Source organism: Hungatella hominis, from assembly GCF_014288005.1.
Lineage (GTDB): Bacteria > Bacillota > Clostridia > Lachnospirales > Lachnospiraceae > Hungatella > Hungatella effluvii.
This window is the reverse complement of the sequence record NZ_JACOPB010000008.1, coordinates 222,505-241,368: the sequence shown is the minus strand read 5'-3', so window position 1 is coordinate 241,368 and position 18,864 is coordinate 222,505. Positions and strand designations below refer to the sequence as shown.

At 48.0% G+C, this 18,864-nt stretch carries 21 protein-coding genes; 16 read left to right on the top strand and 5 right to left on the bottom strand.

Translation table 11 applies throughout. The annotated features are described in order from the left end of the window. Positions 1 to 28: 28 nt before the first annotated feature. Positions 29 to 322, bottom strand: a complete 294-nt coding sequence (locus H8S75_RS18385) for a CD3324 family protein (RefSeq protein WP_187022888.1) — start codon at positions 320 to 322, stop codon at positions 29 to 31. 220 nt (positions 323 to 542) lie between these two features. Here H8S75_RS18385 and H8S75_RS18380 point away from each other — a divergent pair, with 220 nt between their 5' ends. The 7 genes from H8S75_RS18380 to H8S75_RS18350 all read left to right on the top strand — a co-directional run bounded on the left by H8S75_RS18380 (position 543) and on the right by H8S75_RS18350 (position 6,729). Continuing rightward, the gene (locus H8S75_RS18380) at positions 543 to 1,328 is read left to right on the top strand and encodes a DUF6882 domain-containing protein (protein WP_187022887.1); all 786 of its coding nucleotides are present in this window, start codon (positions 543 to 545) and stop codon (positions 1,326 to 1,328) included. A gap of 1 nt (position 1,329) precedes the next feature. Continuing rightward, a complete protein-coding gene (locus tag H8S75_RS18375) occupies positions 1,330 to 1,827 on the top strand; it encodes a DUF5721 family protein (RefSeq protein ID WP_002600978.1) in 498 nt (165 codons plus the stop codon). A gap of 147 nt (positions 1,828 to 1,974) precedes the next feature. Then, complete coding sequence (gene htpG / locus H8S75_RS18370) at positions 1,975 to 3,993, top strand: molecular chaperone HtpG (protein ID WP_055656408.1); 2,019 nt, start codon at positions 1,975 to 1,977, stop codon at positions 3,991 to 3,993. A 251-nt stretch (positions 3,994 to 4,244) separates the two neighbouring features. Further along, positions 4,245 to 4,541 (top strand): sulfate transporter, encoded by a 297-nt coding sequence (locus H8S75_RS18365; protein WP_117620958.1) that lies wholly within the window; start codon positions 4,245 to 4,247, stop codon positions 4,539 to 4,541. A 130-nt stretch (positions 4,542 to 4,671) separates the two neighbouring features. Further along, positions 4,672 to 5,169: a MarR family transcriptional regulator gene (locus H8S75_RS18360; protein ID WP_187022886.1), complete on the top strand. Its 498-nt coding sequence runs from the start codon at positions 4,672 to 4,674 to the stop codon at positions 5,167 to 5,169. Between the two features lie 36 nt (positions 5,170 to 5,205). Next, entirely contained in the window at positions 5,206 to 5,799 is a 594-nt protein-coding gene (locus H8S75_RS18355; RefSeq protein ID WP_187022885.1) for a flavodoxin domain-containing protein, read from the top strand. 87 nt (positions 5,800 to 5,886) lie between these two features. After that, entirely contained in the window at positions 5,887 to 6,729 is an 843-nt protein-coding gene (locus H8S75_RS18350; protein ID WP_187022884.1) for a DegV family protein, read from the top strand. A gap of 189 nt (positions 6,730 to 6,918) precedes the next feature. Here H8S75_RS18350 and H8S75_RS18345 read toward each other — a convergent pair whose 3' ends face one another. Continuing rightward, a complete protein-coding gene (locus tag H8S75_RS18345) occupies positions 6,919 to 7,938 on the bottom strand; it encodes a hypothetical protein (protein ID WP_187022883.1) in 1,020 nt (339 codons plus the stop codon). Between the two features lie 446 nt (positions 7,939 to 8,384). Here H8S75_RS18345 and H8S75_RS18340 point away from each other — a divergent pair, with 446 nt between their 5' ends. Genes H8S75_RS18340 through H8S75_RS18330 form a run of 3 tightly spaced genes read left to right on the top strand, consistent with a single transcriptional unit; the run spans position 8,385 to position 10,555 of the window. Continuing rightward, positions 8,385 to 8,810 carry a flavodoxin family protein gene (locus H8S75_RS18340; RefSeq protein ID WP_187022882.1) on the top strand — a complete coding sequence of 142 codons (426 nt, stop codon included), beginning with the start codon at positions 8,385 to 8,387 and terminating at the stop codon, positions 8,808 to 8,810. Positions 8,811 to 8,820: 10 nt separating this feature from the next. Then, positions 8,821 to 10,038 (top strand): CapA family protein, encoded by a 1,218-nt coding sequence (locus H8S75_RS18335; protein WP_187022881.1) that lies wholly within the window; start codon positions 8,821 to 8,823, stop codon positions 10,036 to 10,038. 1 nt (position 10,039) lies between these two features. Beyond that, positions 10,040 to 10,555 (top strand): GNAT family N-acetyltransferase, encoded by a 516-nt coding sequence (locus H8S75_RS18330; RefSeq protein WP_187022880.1) that lies wholly within the window; start codon positions 10,040 to 10,042, stop codon positions 10,553 to 10,555. Between the two features lie 45 nt (positions 10,556 to 10,600). Here the strand turns inward: H8S75_RS18330 and mnmL are convergent, their stop codons facing one another. Further along, the gene (gene mnmL, locus H8S75_RS18325; RefSeq protein ID WP_187022879.1) at positions 10,601 to 11,584 is read right to left on the bottom strand and encodes a tRNA modification radical SAM protein MnmL/YtqA; all 984 of its coding nucleotides are present in this window, start codon (positions 11,582 to 11,584) and stop codon (positions 10,601 to 10,603) included. 210 nt (positions 11,585 to 11,794) lie between these two features. On the opposite strand from mnmL, the gene H8S75_RS18320 reads away from it, so the two are divergent. The 3 genes from H8S75_RS18320 to H8S75_RS18310 are packed head-to-tail and all read left to right on the top strand — an operon-like array spanning position 11,795 to position 14,682. Continuing rightward, complete coding sequence (locus tag H8S75_RS18320) at positions 11,795 to 13,093, top strand: galactokinase (RefSeq protein ID WP_187022878.1); 1,299 nt, start codon at positions 11,795 to 11,797, stop codon at positions 13,091 to 13,093. 13 nt (positions 13,094 to 13,106) lie between these two features. Next, positions 13,107 to 13,754, top strand: a complete 648-nt coding sequence (locus tag H8S75_RS18315; RefSeq protein ID WP_187022877.1) for a cytidylate kinase-like family protein — start codon at positions 13,107 to 13,109, stop codon at positions 13,752 to 13,754. Position 13,755: 1 nt separating this feature from the next. Then, positions 13,756 to 14,682, top strand: a complete 927-nt coding sequence (locus tag H8S75_RS18310; RefSeq protein ID WP_187022876.1) for a DMT family transporter — start codon at positions 13,756 to 13,758, stop codon at positions 14,680 to 14,682. A 101-nt stretch (positions 14,683 to 14,783) separates the two neighbouring features. On the opposite strand, the gene H8S75_RS18305 is transcribed toward H8S75_RS18310, so the two are convergent. Next, a complete protein-coding gene (locus H8S75_RS18305) occupies positions 14,784 to 15,686 on the bottom strand; it encodes a LysR family transcriptional regulator (protein WP_025530148.1) in 903 nt (300 codons plus the stop codon). A gap of 143 nt (positions 15,687 to 15,829) precedes the next feature. On the opposite strand from H8S75_RS18305, the gene H8S75_RS18300 reads away from it, so the two are divergent. The 3 genes from H8S75_RS18300 to H8S75_RS18290 all read left to right on the top strand — a co-directional run bounded on the left by H8S75_RS18300 (position 15,830) and on the right by H8S75_RS18290 (position 18,075). After that, positions 15,830 to 17,074 (top strand): cation:proton antiporter, encoded by a 1,245-nt coding sequence (locus H8S75_RS18300; protein ID WP_187022875.1) that lies wholly within the window; start codon positions 15,830 to 15,832, stop codon positions 17,072 to 17,074. 174 nt (positions 17,075 to 17,248) lie between these two features. Continuing rightward, a complete protein-coding gene (locus tag H8S75_RS18295; RefSeq protein WP_187022874.1) occupies positions 17,249 to 17,749 on the top strand; it encodes a hypothetical protein in 501 nt (166 codons plus the stop codon). Beyond that, the gene (locus H8S75_RS18290; RefSeq protein WP_187022873.1) at positions 17,746 to 18,075 is read left to right on the top strand and encodes a TIGR04076 family protein; all 330 of its coding nucleotides are present in this window, start codon (positions 17,746 to 17,748) and stop codon (positions 18,073 to 18,075) included. The genes H8S75_RS18295 and H8S75_RS18290 overlap by 4 nt, the downstream gene beginning before the upstream one ends. Before the next feature lie 18 nt (positions 18,076 to 18,093). Here the strand turns inward: H8S75_RS18290 and H8S75_RS18285 are convergent, their stop codons facing one another. Then, entirely contained in the window at positions 18,094 to 18,846 is a 753-nt protein-coding gene (locus tag H8S75_RS18285; protein WP_187022872.1) for an EFR1 family ferrodoxin, read from the bottom strand. Between the last annotated feature and the right edge of the window lie 18 nt (positions 18,847 to 18,864).

Here is an 18,864-nt window from a genome sequence, read left to right as displayed (position 1 = left end):
TTTCTGTGTAATTACAGCTTTTAGTATATCACAAAGTGGAAGAGGTGGGAATTGGTTCTTCTGATTTAAAAATGATTTTCCGAATACTTTCTACAGACAAATGGAATTCGTCGGCAAGATTCTGCATGGAGGCTTTCTCTTCCCGATACCGCCTTGCGATCTCGTGGTTTCTCTCCGCATAGTAATTTCTGGAGCCGGAGCTCTCCCCCCATTTTCTGCGCTCCTGTTCTCTGGGAATGTAAATGGCCTCCCCCTGCGTGTATTTCTGGATCTCGCGGAGAAGTTCATCGGGCAGGATATCGGAAGCATTTAAATACCTCATATGCGCCCCCTTTCTGTCTTTTCAGGCTGCGTCTACAATTCGCTGTTTAAGAAGTCTTCGATGGTATCGTATTCTCTGATTTTAACTCCATGTTCAAGACCAATACCAGGTTTCGTTATAAATATTTGTTACCAGAGAAAATACGAATGGCGTCCCCGCGCCTTCTATGGTAAAATAGTTCCATTGAAAATGAATCGGAATACAGACGAGGAGGAGCAGAATGAACTTCTTTAAAAATCGAAAAAAAGAGGAGACGCCGGGAACTGATGGGAACGGGGATCATAATAGAAAGTCGGCTTTTACCTGTTGTGAATTTGACAGGAGCAGCTGGTTTTTCGTATTTTCCGCCTGCCTCGGCAAGGTGATGGCGGTTCAGGATGCGTGCAGGGAGCTGGTTGTAAAGGACCGGGAGTGGAATGTGGATTTTTCACGGGGCGTGATCGCTTTTGGAACGGACGAGTATCCCCTGCAGTTTCTTGGAAGCGAGGCGTCTTCTTCCAATACGTGGCTGTGGGGCTGGGAAAATGTGAATGGTTTTCCAGAGGAGATTCTTCAGACGGCGAACCAGGTGAGAGCCGCGGGAGAAGAGTGGGGACTTGAGCCGCTTACGACTGCGGAATTTGAACTGACGGACAGTTTTAACGGCCATTCACTGTCCATAGTGGCCTGTGGGTTAGCGGAGCATTGCTGCTATTACCGGGGGCCGCATTCCGGCGGCGCGGTTCTGGTGGCCTTTTCCGGTGTCCCGGAGGAGGTCTTCGCACCGGTTACCGGGCAGAAATTTGTATCGCTTACCATGCAGTGTATCCAACAATTTTCTGTCGACCATAAACTGTTTGTCGAGAGCTTCTTACTCTGGAATGAAACGCCGTATGAGTGGCAGGATCTTACGGTGAGGGCGCATTTTAAAGACGATCCGATTTTTAAAAATGACCTGATCATCGAATTTGAGATCGTGGACAGTTTTTGGCGAATTAAATGCATGAAGAATACGGGGAGAATGTGAAATGATAGCATTAAGAATTGAAGATATCAGACAATTTACAGCCAAACTCTTTGTGGGAGAGACTTTTGATCACTTCCTGATCAAGGAAGCGGAGATTGTTACCTTTAATGTGTTTACCATCGACGGTCATATCCGCCAGGGGTATTATTCCGAAGAGGAGCTGGAGGAGAATCAGATGGAAGAACTGTCTTCCTGGAAGATGATCCGGCCATACTGTTTTTCACTGATTAAGGGGAAGAAGCTTCCCGGCAGCTTCCAGATTGTGCTGCAGATGCCGCCTCAGGCAGTGGATAAGTTTGTAACTGGCCATCAGATGCCTTTGAAGGCAGATCAGGTCAATGGTCTGTACTTAAATATCCGTTATGAGGAAGGAAAACTGTTCTGCGTGACCGGCACATCGGTCTCGATTTTTACATTGGACAAGACCCTGGATATGGAATGGGACCAGGCGGTGAGAAGCTTTTTGAAGAAAAACGAGATCATTTTCCAGGAGGAATAGGCGATTACTAGCACTCATTTTAAATGAGTGCTAATTTTCTATTGACATTTGGAAAATGGAGTATTAAAATACTCTTTGCAGGCAAAGAGTGAGAAACCATGGCAAACCATGGAAAAATATACAGCAAAGAGTAAGGAGTGTATGGATATGGCAAAGACAGGTAGTTTGACAATTAACAGCGAAAACATATTCCCGATTATCAAGAAGTGGCTTTATTCGGATCACGACATTTTCTACCGTGAATTAGTGTCTAACGGCTGTGACGCGATCACGAAATTAAAGAAGCTTGAGGTCATGGGAGAGTGGCAGAAGCCGGAGGACGTGGAATTTAAGATTACCGTGACGGTGGATTCCAATGATAAGACGATCACCTTCACCGATAACGGCCTCGGTATGACCATGGAAGAAGTGGATGAGTACATCAACCAGATCGCATTTTCGGGAGCACAGGATTTCCTGGAAAAGTATAAGGACAAGGCCAATGAGGATCAGATTATCGGCCATTTCGGACTGGGCTTCTATTCCGCATTTATGGTAGCAGATAAGGTGACGATCGATACATTATCCTATCGGGAAGGTGCGGCGCCGGTTCACTGGGAATCCGACGGCGGCACGGAATATGAGATGGAAGAGGGGGATAAGACATCCTTCGGAACCACGATTAAGCTGTACCTGAATGAAGAGAGTCTGGAGTTCTGCAACGAGTACCGCGCCAGAGAAGTGCTGGAGAAGTACTGTTCCTTCATGCCGGTGGAGATTTATCTGGAGAATTCCTCCGCTGAACCGCAGTATGATACCATCGAGAAGGACGAGCTGACCGAGAAAGACACCATTATCGAGACGATCGTCGAGGAAGCCAAGACTGAGGAGAAAGAGAATGAGAACGGCGAAAAAGAAGTCGTAGAGATTTCTCCTGCCAGGGAAAAATATAAGATATTAAAGCGTCCCGTTCCGGAGAATGACATTCACCCGCTGTGGAACAAGCATCCGAACGAGTGCACAGAGGAAGAGTATAAAGGCTTTTACCGTAAGGTATTCCATGACTACAAGGAACCGCTGTTCTGGATTCATTTAAACATGGACTACCCGTTTAACTTAAAGGGAATTTTATACTTCCCGAAACTGAACTTAAATTATGACAGCCTGGAAGGCGTAATCAAGCTTTATAACAACCAGGTATTTATCGCAGACAACATCAAGGAAGTAATTCCGGAGTTCTTAATGCTGCTGAAGGGTGTGATCGACTGTCCGGATCTGCCGCTTAACGTATCGAGAAGCGCGCTGCAGAACGACGGCTTTGTCAAGAAGATTTCCGATTACATCACAAAGAAGGTAGCGGACAAGTTAAGCGGTATGTTCAAGACCGACCGTGAGAATTACGAGAAGTACTGGGATGATATCAATCCATTTATCAAATTCGGCTGCTTAAAGGACGAGAAATTCGCTGAAAAGATGAATGATTATATCATTTTCAAGAATCTGGAAGGCAAGTATTTCACTCTGGCCGACTGCCTGGAGGAGAATAAGGAAAAGCATGAGAACACCGTATTCTATATCACAGACGAGAAGGAACAGAGCCAGTACATCAATATGTTTAAGCAGGAAGGCATGGATGCGGTCTATATGACTCAGAATATCGACAGCCCGTTCATCAATTTCCTGGAGCAGAAGAATGAGAATGTGAAGTTCCTGGCTATCAACTCAGACTTATCAGACAGTTTTAAGGAAGAGATGACGGAAGAGGCCAGGGAAGCCATGAAGGGCGATGCGGATGCGCTGACAGAGGTGTTCAAGAAGGCGCTTGGCAACGATAAACTGGAAGTAAAAGTGGAAAAACTGAAAAATGAAGCAGTCTCTTCCATGATCACGGTCTCCGAAGACAGCCGTCGTATGCAGGAGATGATGAAGATGTACACCATGCCTGGTATGGATCCGTCCATGTTTGGAGCCGGCGGTGAGACTCTGGTGCTCAACTACAACAATAAGTTGGTTCAGTACGTACTGAATCACAGAGAGGGCGGCCACATCCAGGAAATCTGCGAGCAGCTGTATGACCTGGCCGCATTAAGCCACGGATCCCTGACTCCGGAGCGCATGACGAAATTCATTGCGAGAAGCAACGATATCATGATCCTTATGGCAGATATGGGTAAAGAAGAGGAATAAGAAACTAAGAATGATTGGGGATACCATTTTCCGCTCCCTTATGATATACTAGTACTGCATTGGATGAATACCGGTGAATTCAGTGCCTGATATCTGCGTCAGGTGTGCGTCTGCAAAGCGACGGCGTAGTGGGCGCTACGACTAGCTTTGCAGGCGTACACCTGGCGTAGATAGCGGGTGCTGAATTTACTGGTATTTGTCCAATGCAGTACTAGGTACTATGATTGTATAGTAACCAGGAGGAGATTCTTATGACGGACAAGATAAGGGAGATAAAGAAGGCAGTGCTGCGGCTTATGCTGGCGCTGGCCATCGGAGTATTAGCAGGAGCAGCCCCGGGTGCGGTGCTCATCTCTCATGCGGAGACGGAAAACGTGGCGGCTGCCGCGGAACCGGCTGCCGCAGAGACGGCTTCGGAAGATGACGGTACGACCTTTATGCTGGCATTTTTTGGAGGGATTATTCTGCTGATCCTCTTTGTTGTCGTGATTGTCGTTGCGACTGCCGCCAGTACGGCGGGGGTTGTAGGCGCGCAGGAAGACGACTGATCTACAGACAGATAAGACGAACCGGCTGATCTCATGGTGACCAGCCGGAAAATAGGACAGGGAAGCCTGCGGACTTTCCTGTCCTCCTCTTTACGACAAATAAGTAACAAGTTACTATATGGAGGAACGCATGCAGATTTCAGATCTCATCAGACGATTTAAAGGTACAAGAGAAAGGCAGGAGAAAGCCGTGTTCAGCACGCTGTGCATTGCTGAAAACAGGCTTCAGACCATATTTGATAAGAGCAGCTCCGGCATTACGCTAAAACAGTTTATGCTTCTGACCATGGTGAGGCAGTCGGAGGAGCGGCTGACGTTCACCCAGCTGGGAGATCTGCTGGGATGCTCCAGGCAGAATATCAAGAAGCTGGCCGCAGTTCTCGAACAGAAGGGGTTCGTTACAATCATACAGAACGAAAATGACAAGCGGGCGTTATTTCTGCTTCCAACGGACCGGTTGGGCGAGTATTTTGAACAGGCCGCAGCGCTTCACGGACAAAAACTCGCCTGTCTGTTTCAGGGGTACACGGATCAGGAGATGGAGCAGCTGTTTACGCTGCTTATGAAGCTGTACGATGGAATCGACGGTCTGGAGGCCGCGGAAGAGGTGATGACGGCGGCACCGTGACGGTCACAGGAAAAAGAAGGATACAGGAGGAAGGATATGGAGCGAATCATTATTTATGGCAGCAAGTACGGAACGACGAAGCGTTATGCGGAAGAATTATCACAAAGGACGGGAATACCGTGCAGGAACTGCAAGGAGGTAAAGTCCCTCTCTTCCTGTAAAGTGGTCATACACCTGGGAGGGATCTATGCCGGGCAGATTCTCGGTCTGAGCCAAACAGCAAAGCTGCTTCGCCGGGAACCGGCCGCGAAGCTTCTGGTGGTCACAGTAGGACTGTCTGACCCGGCTGATGAAACCAATGCCAGAAATATTCAGAATTTTATAAAGAAGCAGCTGGCGGACCCGCTTTGGGCCGAAACGAAGCTCTTTCATCTGAGAGGAGGTATGGATTACTCCAGGCTGTCCGTCGCACACCGGGCGATGATGGGGCTTTTATACAGCAGGGTTAAGAAGATCCCGCCGGAAGAGCGGAATTCCGAGACACAGGGGCTGATTGAGACATTTGGCAGGAAGGTGGATTTTACAGATTTTGAAAGCCTGAATGAGATTACCGGCTTTCTTATGGCCGAAAACGGGACGAGTGGCCCGGATCTTCGGGAACAGATGCAAAATGCGGAAGTTCAGGAGTAATATTCTATTGACATTCCACCGTGGCTTCCCTATAATATATAGTAATGAATACTACATGACAAGTTATATGTCAGGAGGAAATAGAATATGAGCTATAAGATTATCGGGGACAGCTGTCTGGATTTAACGGCTGACTTAAAGAAAGATCCGCATTTTCAGATCATTCCCCTTACTTTGCAGGTAGAGCATACCCAGGTAATAGATGATGAGACCTTTGACCAGAAGAAGTTTCTGGAGCTGGTAAGAAGCAGCAGTGAGTGCCCGCAGACCGCATGTCCGTCGCCTGAGAGGTTTAAAGAGGCATTTGAATGCGACGCAGAGCAGATATTTGTTATTACTCTGTCCGAGCATTTAAGCGGAACGTACAACAGCGCCGTATTGGCGAAGAAGCTCTATGAGGAGGAACATGGCCAGGAGGGGAAGAACATCGCTGTTTTCAGTTCCGATTCCGCTTCTTCCGGGGAGTTAAACATCGCCCTTTATATCCAGTCGCTCTGTCAGGCATCTCTTCCGTTTGAGGAGATTGAGGAGAAGACACGCAGCTTTATTAAGAATATGAGAACATATTTCGTACTGGAGAGTCTGGACACGCTGCGCAAGAACGGCCGTCTGACCGGCCTTCAGGCATTTTTTGCTACCGCACTGAACATTAAGCCGGTTATGGGAGCTGATTCCGGTGTGATCATCAAGCTGGATCAGGCGAGGGGAATTAATAAAGCCCTTACGCGCATGGCCGATATCGCGATCCGGGAAGCGGGAGAGACGAAGGACAAGGTACTTATTATCGCCCACTGCAACAATCCCGAGCGTGCAGAGGTGGTGAAGAACGAGATGTGCCGCCAGGCGTCATTTAGGGATGTCATCATTACGGAGACGGCCGGAGTGGCGACGGTATATGCCAGTGACGGCGGGATTATCGTTGCATTGTAGTTTGTGCGAAATACCGGTTAGCAGGCTTGTTGGTTAATAGAGATAAAATTGCCGCTATGTGCGATTAAGTGCATAGCGGCAATTTTTATAGGGATTATGTTCTATTAATTGAAGGACTCTAGTGCAGAATTCACCGGAGCTTATGCAACGCTGTACTAGTACCGCCCGGCGAATTTACGCCGGGAGGCACTAGTAACCTACCGTTCCGATACCACCACATCCGGCACATGTTTTTGTTCCGGATCCGCCGCAAGAAGGACAGATTCCCTGGCTGATTCCACCGTCGTCATAGATTCCTGTGTCTCCCCCATAAATCCCGCCTCCGAGCCCAAACGAAGCGTTTTGTCCTATGCCGCTCCCATGACAGTAGGTACAGGTGGTATAGCCTTTACCCAGACAGACCGGACATTGACGCGGCGCTGTAGTCTTGCTGGAAGCCGAATTTGAATCAGAGATAACTGAGGAACTGCGATTGCTACTACCGTTATTGCTATTATAATTAGATGAACCGGCAATGTTGCCTGAGCGTCCTTTATTTGCATTAACCGCATCCTCATATCTTAGGACTGTAACACCGCTCTTTTTACCGGTAGATTTGTTTACGGCAATAGCCTTTAAAGTTTGGCCGGGTTTTAAAGCAGGAGAACCGTATTGAAAACCGGAGCGTGTTTTTGTTGTATAGATATCATCTTGATTAGTTGGGTCATCAGGCTTTACACCAACCGTATAATAAATGCGGCAGCCGGTATCACAGCCCAGAGTAATATATTTAAGTACGGATCTGTCTGGATTAAAAATAGTCTCTTGCACATACCAGGGCATTAATATTTCTTCATCATAATCGTTGCCGTCTTCCTGATTACTGTCGGCAATAAACTGATTATAGCCGCTGCTTTGCCGGGGTACAATTGAGATTTGAACAATACCGCTTTCTGTCCATGCACCGTTTTCGTTGACTATATATCCATCTGGTGTTGTAGTATTTACATATAACCATCCATCCGGATTAAAATAATAGCATTCGGCGACACCATCGTCATTTCCATCAATCCATTTCCAGCCATTTGCCGGATAAGTTCCATTACCGTTGTCATACCACCATTTATCCTGATTTGGAGCCTGTCCTGTCCTCCATGTACCTGCGAATGCATTTCCCGCCATTATGATTACCATGAAAAATGCACATATTAAGGTAGATATTTTTTTCATTTTTACAAGTTCTCCTCTCGTTTTCTTAATGAAATAGATATGAATTTTTAATAGTACTTATAATCTTAATTATAAGTATTAAAAAGATGGGAGGTTAAAAGAAATTAAATGAAAAAGGAGGATCGTATGTCGTTTTATTCATAAAAAATAATAAAGCATATGGTATTTGGCATGTATAAATAAAGTAAAAAAAGAGATAAAGTCTGATAATTAAGATTATAAGAATGTAATGAAAGAATAAATCACAAAAGTATAGTTATATTATATATTATATTGCAATTTATTCTGAAATGCAACTCTATTGTGTTGCCTACAATAACTATATATTTATTGATTATCTTCGCCCTCCCCTTCGGGCAGTCCTCTGATCAATCTGGCATAAATTGACAAATACACAGTCTCAGTGTAAGATTAGTAAAGACTATCAAGAGATTGGAGCAGGAAGCATGAAGACAGCAGTGCGTTATTATTCCAGAACAGGGAATACGAAAGTAATCGCGGAAGCCATTGCACCGATGGCGGGCTGCCAGGCGGAATCCATCGAAGTTCCGCTGGAAGAAGTAACGGATATCTTATTTTTGGGAGGTGCGGTTTATTGGGGACAGATTCCCGGGAAACTGAAAGAGTATATAAAGAGCCTGTCCCCACAGCAGGTAAAGTGTGTAGCCATCTTTACCACAGCAGGAATTCAGGAAGGTGCATCAGAAATTTATAAAGTATTTTTGAAGTATCATGACTTAAAGGTTATGAAAGAAACGTACTTTTGTAGTGGAAAACGGGTTTACGATGCGAAAATTAAGGAAGAAACGGAAATATTTGCAGAAAAAGTTATGAGTCAGGCATCTATCATGAATCATTCGATCATGAATTAAGGAGGAAGGGATGAAACGGACGAATTTATTAATGAAGCTTCTGATTATCCTTCCGGTATTTCTCCTTGCGGCACTCCTCGTATGGATTGCGGTGGATGGACAGAGAGGCGGCATAAGGGAGACTCTTGCCTCCGGTCAGGAGACAGCGGCGGCTCCCGCGGCGCAGGAAGGGGAGCAGACGGCGGCTTCGGCTCCGGAGGCGGCCACGGAGGAAGTGTTAAAGCTGGAAGTATCGGAAACGGAAGCAGCAAGTACGGCCGCAGTGGCGGAGACAGAACCGGAGGATCCTGTCGTTCATCTGCTTTTTAGCGGGGATGTATATTTTTCCAGTCATGTATTGAACGCGTATGATAATGCAGGGGGCATACATGGAGTGCTGGATGAGGCATATCGGGACGAAATCAGCAGGGCGGATATCTATATGGCGAATCAGGAGTTCCCGTTCAGCGAAAGAGGAACGCCGGCTCCGGATAAACAGTTTACATTTCGGGTACCACCGGAACGGGTCTCCATGATGCATGAGCTGGGGATCGATATCGTGACGATTGCGAATAATCACACACTGGATTATGGAACAGATGCACTGGTGGATACGTGTACGACTCTGGAGAATGCGGGAATCCCCTATGTAGGCGCCGGTGCCAACATGGACCGTGCAAAGCAGCTGGAGATCATCGAGGTGCGCGGCAGAACCATCGGTTTCCTGGCAGCCTCAAGGGTGTATCCCGATACTTCCTGGGTGGCAAACAGCAAAAAGCCGGGAATGGTAAGTGGATACGATCCATCCATACTCTTAAAAGAGATCGAAGCGGCCGGGGAATACTGTGATTATCTGGTGGTGTACATGCACTGGGGAATCGAACGGGACGAAAAGCCGCAGGAATACCAGCGGACCCTTGGCAGACAGCTGATCGATGCGGGAGCCGATCTCGTCATTGGAAGCCATCCTCATGTACTGCAGGGGATTGAATACTATCAGGGAAAGCCGATTGTATACAGTCTCGGCAATTTTATCTTTGGAAGCAGCATTCCGAAGACCGCGCTTTTGCGCGCTGATGTGGATCTGGAACAGAATCAGGTGAATTTATCCCTGGTTCCAGGCACTTCCGGGGCCGGATTTACAAAGGAACTGACCGATCCGGGAAAGAAGGCAGAGTTTTATCAGTACATACAGGGGATTTCATTCGGTGTGTCCATTGATGAAAATGGCGCCGTGCGGGGGAATTGACATGAATTTACGGTTGGCTGAAATGACTGATTTACCGCAGCTTAAAGCTGTATATAAAGATATCATCCAAAATATGGTTGAAAGTGGAGTCCCGATCTGGGACGAAATATATCCTTGTGAGTTTTTCGCCGAAGATATTGAAAGGAATCGTCTTTACGTTCTCATGGAAGAAGAGAGAATTGTTTCCGCATTTGCCCTGTGCAGTTCAGCCTCAGGAGCTGACTGTGTGAGATGGAACGATGAGCAGGGGAATGCCCTTTACATTGACCGGTTTGGAGTGAACGTCGATTACCTGAGAAGGGGAATTGGCAGTATTGCGCTTAACATGGCGATTGCCCGGGCGGGAGAACTGGGGGCTGAATACTTAAGGCTGTTTGTTGTGGATATCAATGAACCGGCGATTAATCTCTATGTGAAGAATGGTTTCAAAAGGGCAGAGGGAGTGTATGACGAGGTGATTGATGATGATCTTGTCCTGCATGAGTATGGGTTTGAGAGAGTGGCGGCTCTGGTATAAAGAGACCGCCAGTTTTTCCGTTCATGAATGGAGGAAGGAAATTGCTCAATCCGTCTGCTCCTTCAAATACCGGTCCCCCTGACACGCGCCGCGTTCTTTGAAGCGCTTTGCCATGGAGTTCAGCACAAGCCGTTTGTTTCCGCTCCATACGGGGGCTACGAGAAGCTTTTTGGGACCGTCGCCGCTGATCCGATGGATTACCGTCTCCGGCGGGAGAAGAGCGATACAGTCGATTACGAGATCGAGGTACTCCCCCAATGAAAAGGTCTGAAAACCACCTGCGCGGTATAAGACGGCAAGGTCGGTTCCTTCCAGCACATGCAGAAGCTGCAGTTTTATACCGTCAATGCCGTGTTCCCCTAAGCGGCCGAGATAGCTGACCGTATTCTGCATCATGGCGGGCGTCTCCCCGGGAAGGCCGAGAATTACGTGGGCGATCACGGTCAGACCGGCGTCATGGAGTCTTTGAAAAGCGTCTTCGAAGACGGACAGCGGGTAGCCGCGGCGAATGAAGCGCGCTGTTTCTTCGTGAATCGTCTGCAGGCCCAATTCCACCCAGACCGGTTTTATGCGGTTTAACTCAGACAGAAGCGCAATTACTTCAGGCGGAAGGCAGTCGGGGCGTGTGGCAATGGACAGGACAGCGATGTCCGGATGGGTGATGGCCTCAGTAAACAGCGCCTTTAAGCGCGAAGTCGGCGCGTACGTGTTTGTATAGGACTGGAAATAGGCAATGTAACGACCTTTGGGATATTCCGGTGAAGCTCCGGGCCGTTTTTTTTCCATCTTTTTTTCTACCCGGGCCTTAGCCGCTTCGATCTGCTCCGTGACGGATACGTGGGTGGACAGGGATTCGGCAAATTCTCCGGAGCCGCCGCCGCTGCAGAAGATACAGCCGTCCGTACCCAGGGTGCCGTCGCGGTTCGGGCAGGTCATGCCGCCGTCTAATGCCAGTTTATATATTTTATGACCATAGATATGTTTCATCTCATAATCCAGGGAATGATACGGTTTTTCGTTCCAGTACATGAAAAGTCCTCCTTGCCTTTTGCGTTCTTCCTCATTATAAGGAAGCGGCAGGGCGGGTGTCAAATGAAATTATAGGATTTCGATAAATATTATATTGTAGAAGACTCGTAAGTTATGATATACTTTTGTCAAAGAGCAGATTCCCGCGGCGCAGGTGTCGGAGGTATTCTGATATTTTGAAAATGTATGGAAAAAAGGAGATCATGTGACATGAAAGTATGCGATACAATCCAAATGCTCGAATCTGAAAAATCCAGAAAGCTTATGACCGCACTTTACGGCGAAGCGGCGGTGGATGCCAATATAGAACGGTATCAGAATCTTGTGAAAAGTTTTCAGAAAAAATTTGCGGAAGAAGACGTGACCCTGTTCAGTTCCCCGGGACGTACGGAAATCAGCGGCAATCATACGGATCATAACCATGGAAAAGTCCTTGCAGGAAGCATTAACTTAGACTGTGTCGGTGTGGCTGCGAAAAACAACAGCAGCAAGGTACATATTATCAGCGAAACATTTAATCAGAGCTTTATCATTGATCTGAATGATTTATCCCCCAGCGATAAGAAAGCGGGAACGATTGACCTGGTGAAGGGACTCCTTCAAGGCTTTAAGGAATCCGGCTATGAGGTTGGCGGTTTTAATGCCTATATTACGAGTAATGTCATCAGCGCGGCCGGCGTCAGCTCCTCCGCGTCCTTCGAGATGCTTTTATGTTCTATTTTAAATACATTCTTTAATGAAGGCCGTATGGATACCGTAGCCTACGCCCACATTGGAAAATATTCCGAAAACGTATACTGGGACAAGGCCTCCGGACTGCTGGATCAGATGGCCTGTGCGGTCGGTGGTCTCATCACCATCGATTTTCTGGAGCCGGCTTCTCCGGTTGTGGAGAAGATCGATTTTGATTTCAGCTCCCAGAATCACAGCCTGATTATCGTCAATACCGGAAAGGGCCATGCGGATTTAAGCGCGGATTATTCCTCTGTGCCGATCGAGATGAAGAAAGTGGCCGAATTTTTTGGAAAAGAGGTCTGCGCCGAGATTACGGAAGAAGAGGTAATTGGACACCTTGCGGAAGTGAGAGAGTATGCGGGAGACCGTTCTGTGCTGCGCGCCCTTCATTTCTTTGAGGAAAACAAGCGCGTGGAGGCGGAAGTAAAGGCATTAAAGGAAGGCCGTTTTTCCGATTTCTTAAGCAATATCACGGCTTCCGGCAATTCCTCCTGGAAATGGCTTCAGAACTGCTTTACCAACAGTGCCTATCAGGAGCAGGGGATCACTGTCGCATTAGCACTTACGGAATTATTCATCGCCGGGAAACAGCGCGGCGCGTGCCGTGTTCACGGGGGCGGTTTCGCAGGTGTTATCATGGCTATGCTGCCAAACGATCTGGTGGAAGAGTACGTGGCATATATCGAGAAGGCCCTCGGAGAGGGCAATGCTTACCGCATGAGCATTCGTCCTTACGGAGCCATCTGTTTTGATGCGGTAATGGAAGAACAATAAGGGGGAAGGTACCATGAAGGAAAAACAGAATCTGGTCATTACCATTGGGCGGCAGTACGGCAGCGGCGGCCGGATCGTAGGCAAAGCGCTGGCGGAAGAGCTGGGAATACATTTTTACGATGAGGAAATTCTGACCATGACATCGGAGCAGAGTGCAGTCGGAGAGGTATTTTTCCGTCTGGCCGATGAAAAGGCGGGCAATAATCTGCTTTACAAGATTGTAAGCGGGATGAAGCCGCAGCTGGGGAAGCCGTCTACAGACGGCGATATCGTAAAACCAGAGAATCTGTTCCGTTTCCAGTCCGAGGTTATCCGGGAACTGGCAGACCAGGAGTCCTGCATCATTGCCGGACGCTGTGCTGATTACATCTTAAGCCGCGAGGACGTGGACGTGCCGGGCCTCGTAAAAATCTTCGTTTATGCCGATGTCCCGGCCCTGGTGAGGCGTACCATGGAAGTGGATAAGGTGGATGAAAAAGAGGCTGCAAGACGTGTGAAGAAGATTAACAGAGAGCGCAAGGAGTATTACCGTTACTATACAGGCGGCCGCTGGGAGGACTGGACCAATTACGATCTGATCATCAATACCAGCAAATTCGATTTGGAGCAGACCGCGAAGCTTATTAAGGATTACATCAAGTTAAAAGGAATTGAACTGTAAGATGAACCGGAAAAGTGCGTTTCTAACGACTACGATGGGCGTCTGCCTCACAGCGATGATTTGCTGCGCGCTGTGGGGCAGCGCTTTTCCATGTATAAAGATAGGATATCAATTATTTCAGATTGACGGCAATGACATCTCCAGCCAGCTATTGTTTGCCGGCTGCCGTTTTACCCTTGCAGGTGTGCTGACGATTTTCCTTGGCAGCCTGATGAACCGCCGTCCTCTAATCCCCCGGAAGACCTCCTGGATCCGGATCGCTAAGCTTTCCCTGTTCCAGACCGTCATCCAGTATCTCTTTTTCTATGTCGGCCTCGCCCACACGACAGGGGTGAAGGCCTCTATTATTGAGGCCTCCAACGTATTTGTAGCCATTCTCATAGCCAGCCTTATTTTCCGCCAGGAAAAGCTGGACAAACACAAGATCATCGGCTGCATCGCCGGCTTTGCCGGTGTCATTTTAATCAACATCAACCAAGGCGGACTGGACATGAGCCTGTCCCTGACCGGAGAAGGCTTCATCCTGCTTTCGACCATCGCCTATGCGGTCTCCTCCGTCCTGATAAAAATCTATTCCCGGGAGGATAATCCGGTTATGCTGAGCGGCTGGCAGTTCCTGCTCGGTGGAATTATCATGATTCTCTGTGGATATCTCACCGGCGGAAGCGTGAGTGTGTGGACAGCTCCTTCCATTTCCATGCTTTTTTACCTGGCTGCCGTCTCGGCAGTAGCGTATTCCCTCTGGGGAATCCTGCTGAAACTGAATCCAGTCTCCAAAGTCGCCGTCTTCGGCTTCATGAACCCGGTCTTCGGAGTGGTCCTCTCAGCCCTGTTCCTGGGCGAAGGACAACAGGCCTTCGGGCTGACCGCTATAGGGGCACTGGTCCTGGTCTGTATCGGGATCTATATTGTAAACAAACAGCAGTAGCAGCCAACCTCTAAAAAGCGCCCATGCTTCCGGCCCGCCCTTTCCCGGCTCAACTCTGCGGCGGCGTAACTTTCAATGATCCCACCGGAAAAAACACAATCTCAAGTATACTTACTTCTGGAGTACTCATAGTAGATCTTAGTAATCTCCTGCAATAGATCCGTATGCTCAAAATCCTTATGGTAAACCATATTGATCTCCCGCGTCATGCTCAGGTTCTCGATGGGCAGTCCGGTCATCTTTCCTTTCCGCAGTTCCGAGGCAAATGCGCTCTTTGCCAGAATCGACACTCCGAAGTCTCTTCGCACCAAATCCTTGATCGTGGCCACGTTATCCACCTCCAGAGTCACATTTAACTCATCGATAGAGACGTTATTGCTCTCCAGGTGGGAGATAAATAAGTTTCTGGTGGCAGAATCAGGCAGGCGGAGAATCAGGCGCTGTTTTTTCAGCTCTTCCAGTGTCACAATGCTTTTCTTTGAGAGCGGATTGTGGTTGGATACTGCCAGGATCAGGGAATCTGTGTCCAGCATGACGGAATTAAAGTTATTATCCACGATCTTTCCCTCGACAATTGCCAGGTCCAGTTCGTAAGTTTTCAACTTATTATAAAGATTATTTATGGTGTCAGAAATAATAGTTATGCGGCAGCCTGCGTTCAGGCTGCTGTAACGTGCCAGAACCTCCACCATGATATTGCTCTCTGAGGTGTGGGTGATTCCGACGGACAGCCTGGTGATGTGACGCTTCTGATCGCCCAGACTCTGCTCCAGATTCTGGTAGAGCGTCTGGATTCTTTTGGCGTACTTTATCGCAATTTCCCCTTCCTGCGTCAGTTTCAGGGGGCCCTCCCCCCGAATGAAGAGCGTTGCACCCAGATCCTGTTCCAACTGCCGGATATGCTGGCTGACCGCCGGCTGCGTCAGGGAAAGCAGCTCGGCCGCCTTTGTAAAACTGCGTGTCTCATTAACCTTAATCAGGGTTTCCAGTTTGGAATCCATCATGAACATCACACCCCTATCATAAAAATTTATAGATACAATAGATACCATAATTTGCTATTATACATATGACTGCTATAATTGTACCATAGAAAGGAGAAAAATCATATAGTATCAACAATAATGGGGAAAAAGGGGATGTTTTTATGGAACTTTTATACAGTCAGATGGATGAATCTACAGCGGTACTCTGTTCGCTGTCTATCATACTGTTCGCGGGGTTTATTGTCACCAGAATTACGAAACGGCTGAAGCTGCCGAACGTCAGCGGCTATATCATAGCCGGAGTTTTGATCGGTCCGTGCTGCTTAAAGATGGTGCCGTCGGATATTCTGGGACATATGGGCTTTATGAGTGATATCGCGCTGGCGTTTATCGCCTTCGGCGTTGGGAAATTTTTTAAGAAGGAAGTTATTAAGGAAGCAGGGATCAAGGTGATTATCATCACGATCTTCGAGGCGCTGGCGGCCGGTGTTCTCGTGACGATCAGCATGAGAATGATATTCGGAATGTCATGGAACTTCGCGCTGATTCTGGGGGCCATTGCCACGGCTACCGCTCCGGCCAGTACGATGATGACCATTCATCAGTACCATGCGAGAGGCGATTTTGTCAATGTCCTTCTGCAGGTGGTGGCTCTGGATGATGTGGTATGCCTTCTGACATTCAGTGCCGTAGTGGCGGTGGTCAATGCGAGAACCAGCGGCCATATCTCATTTACGGATGTGATGGTTCCCATCTTCTGGAATCTCATGGCACTGGTTCTCGGATTTTTATGCGGAGTTGTGCTGTCGAAGCTGCTGACACCGGCCAGGAGCAAGGATAACCGCCTGATTCTGGCGGTGGCGATGCTGCTGGGGATCTCGGGCATCTGCGCATTTTTCCAGCTTTCTCCCCTTCTGTCCTGCATGGTATTCGGTGCGACATATATGAACGTGACCAATGATAAGAAGCTGTTTAAGCAGGTGAACCATTTTACGCCGCCGGTCATGTCCATGTTCTTTATCATTTCCGGTATGAATTTAAATGTGACGGCGCTCCGGACGGCAGGAATCATAGGAGTCAGCTATTTCTTTATCCGTATCGTTGGAAAATACGCGGGTGCTTACATCGGATGCTCCATGACAGGAATGCCTGTAACCATGAAACGCTATATCGGCCTGGCGCTGATTCCACAGGCCGGCGTTGCCATCGATCTTGCGTTCCTTGGACAGAGAATGCTTCCGGCAGAGATCGGAAGTCTGCTCCTGACCATCATCCTGTCATCCTCCGTGCTCTATGAGCTAATTGGCCCGGCGTGTGCGAAGATGTCGTTCTTCCTTTCGGGAACGATCAAGCGGGAAGTGATCCAGTCTGTGGAAGATTATCAGCCGGCCCACGCAGTGAAATAAAGAATAGAAAGTGTTGATGGCTGAAAAAGGAAGCTCGTGTATAACACATGAGTAAGTTCACGCGTTTGATATGATCGGGATGTAGTAAAATGGGCTGTTATCTGCTATGATATAAATCATTATAGAAGAAATGGGATTGCAGGTGAAAGAAAATCAGAACAGGGAGGCGGATTTATGATGGATTACAGCTCCGGAAACAAACGTGCGTGGGAATATAACGCTTACGAGTTTTGGCTTAAGGAAGAGGGGCATCCTTGTAAGAAGGCAGATAAAATCAGAGAGAATCCGGCCGCGATGCTGAAAAAGTATTCTGCGTATTTTGATACGTATGAAGGCAGAAAGATTGCCAATATCTGCGGTTCCTGCGGAACGATGATTTGCAGCGATTTTCACCCATTTACCAAGATTGCGGATATCCTGAATCTGGAACAGCCATCTATGAGCTACTTCTCGACTGCTGTTTTTGAGGGAGAGATGGCTCACGCACGTTTTTACGAAGACAGTGTCAGACAGAAGATGCCGCGATGCAGCTACAGGAAATACACTGTCAGCGAGATTATCAACGCCGTCATAAACAACAAGTTTATCCTGAAGAGATTTGATGAACATCCGGCCTGGGACAATCCTGATGTACCCGGAGAATTTACGATTACAGCAGACAGAGGTGTAAGATGAAAAGAGTAAAAATAACAGTTCTTCGAAAAGAATTTTATCCGGATTTTGCCGATGAATACTTAACGGAAGGCAGGGAGGCAGGGCCCTGTGCCCTGCTGAACGTGGGAGACAGCTTTGTCTTTGAGGGAGGCGCGCAGATGCCCGAGGGATTCTGTCCCTGGGCGTGGATTGACATTTACCACAGTGTCACAAGCTTAGCAGCAGGCGGGACGTATAAACCGTGGAACCGGAAAGACGGACAGACCATCGTCTGCTGTACGGATGGAATACGTCCCGTAGTGTTTCGCGTGGAAACCTTTGGCGAGAATGATGAGACAATAGAGTAAGAGGAAGGGGAGTGCCGTCTACATCGTCTTTGGACAAACGTACCGCGGCATTCCTTTACTGTGTTTCCCATATTCTATGGCCTCGGCAGGACAGCGGCAGATACAGGCCATACAGTGTGTACAGTTCTTACCCCATACCGGTTTTCCTGCTTCGAGCCGGATGTTGTTCAGCGGGCAGACTTTTATGCATTTTCCGCAGGATATACATGTGTCGGCAGCGGAAAACTTCTTTGCATGAACAAACGCAGGATAAAAAATATCATTTATAATACCGCTGTTTATCTTATCCTGAGCGGTCAAGGCAGGCTGTGGAATGGGCTCGCCTCTCTTTATCGTAAGAGCGGTTTTGTCAATCACAGCTTCAGACCGCTGGATGATGTCCAGTGCTTCCTTCTGTGTCGGTGTGGAAAACATCGCAATGTAGTTTTCCGGCATCTTGATCTGGGCACATCCCAGATAGTGAAACTTCCGCGCAGCACAAAGCTTTTCTAAGTATCTGCCTGCATTCCCGATACTGCCGCCGCAGGTCATCACAAAATAAATGTCCCTGTTCCCGGTCAGCGCCGCGTTTTCCAGCCATTCCTGTACGATGCGCGGAATCCGCCATGCATAAGTAGGGACGACGACCACCCACGGGCTGTCTGAGTGTATTTCTGAATAATCGTGGTTTCGGATTCTTTCAAACAAATTGAGGACCTCGTCCCGGAGCTCTCTGCCAATTCTCTTTGCAGTGTATTCGCTGTTTCCTGTCCCTGAAAAATATAAGATCATAGTAATCACCTTTCGCCT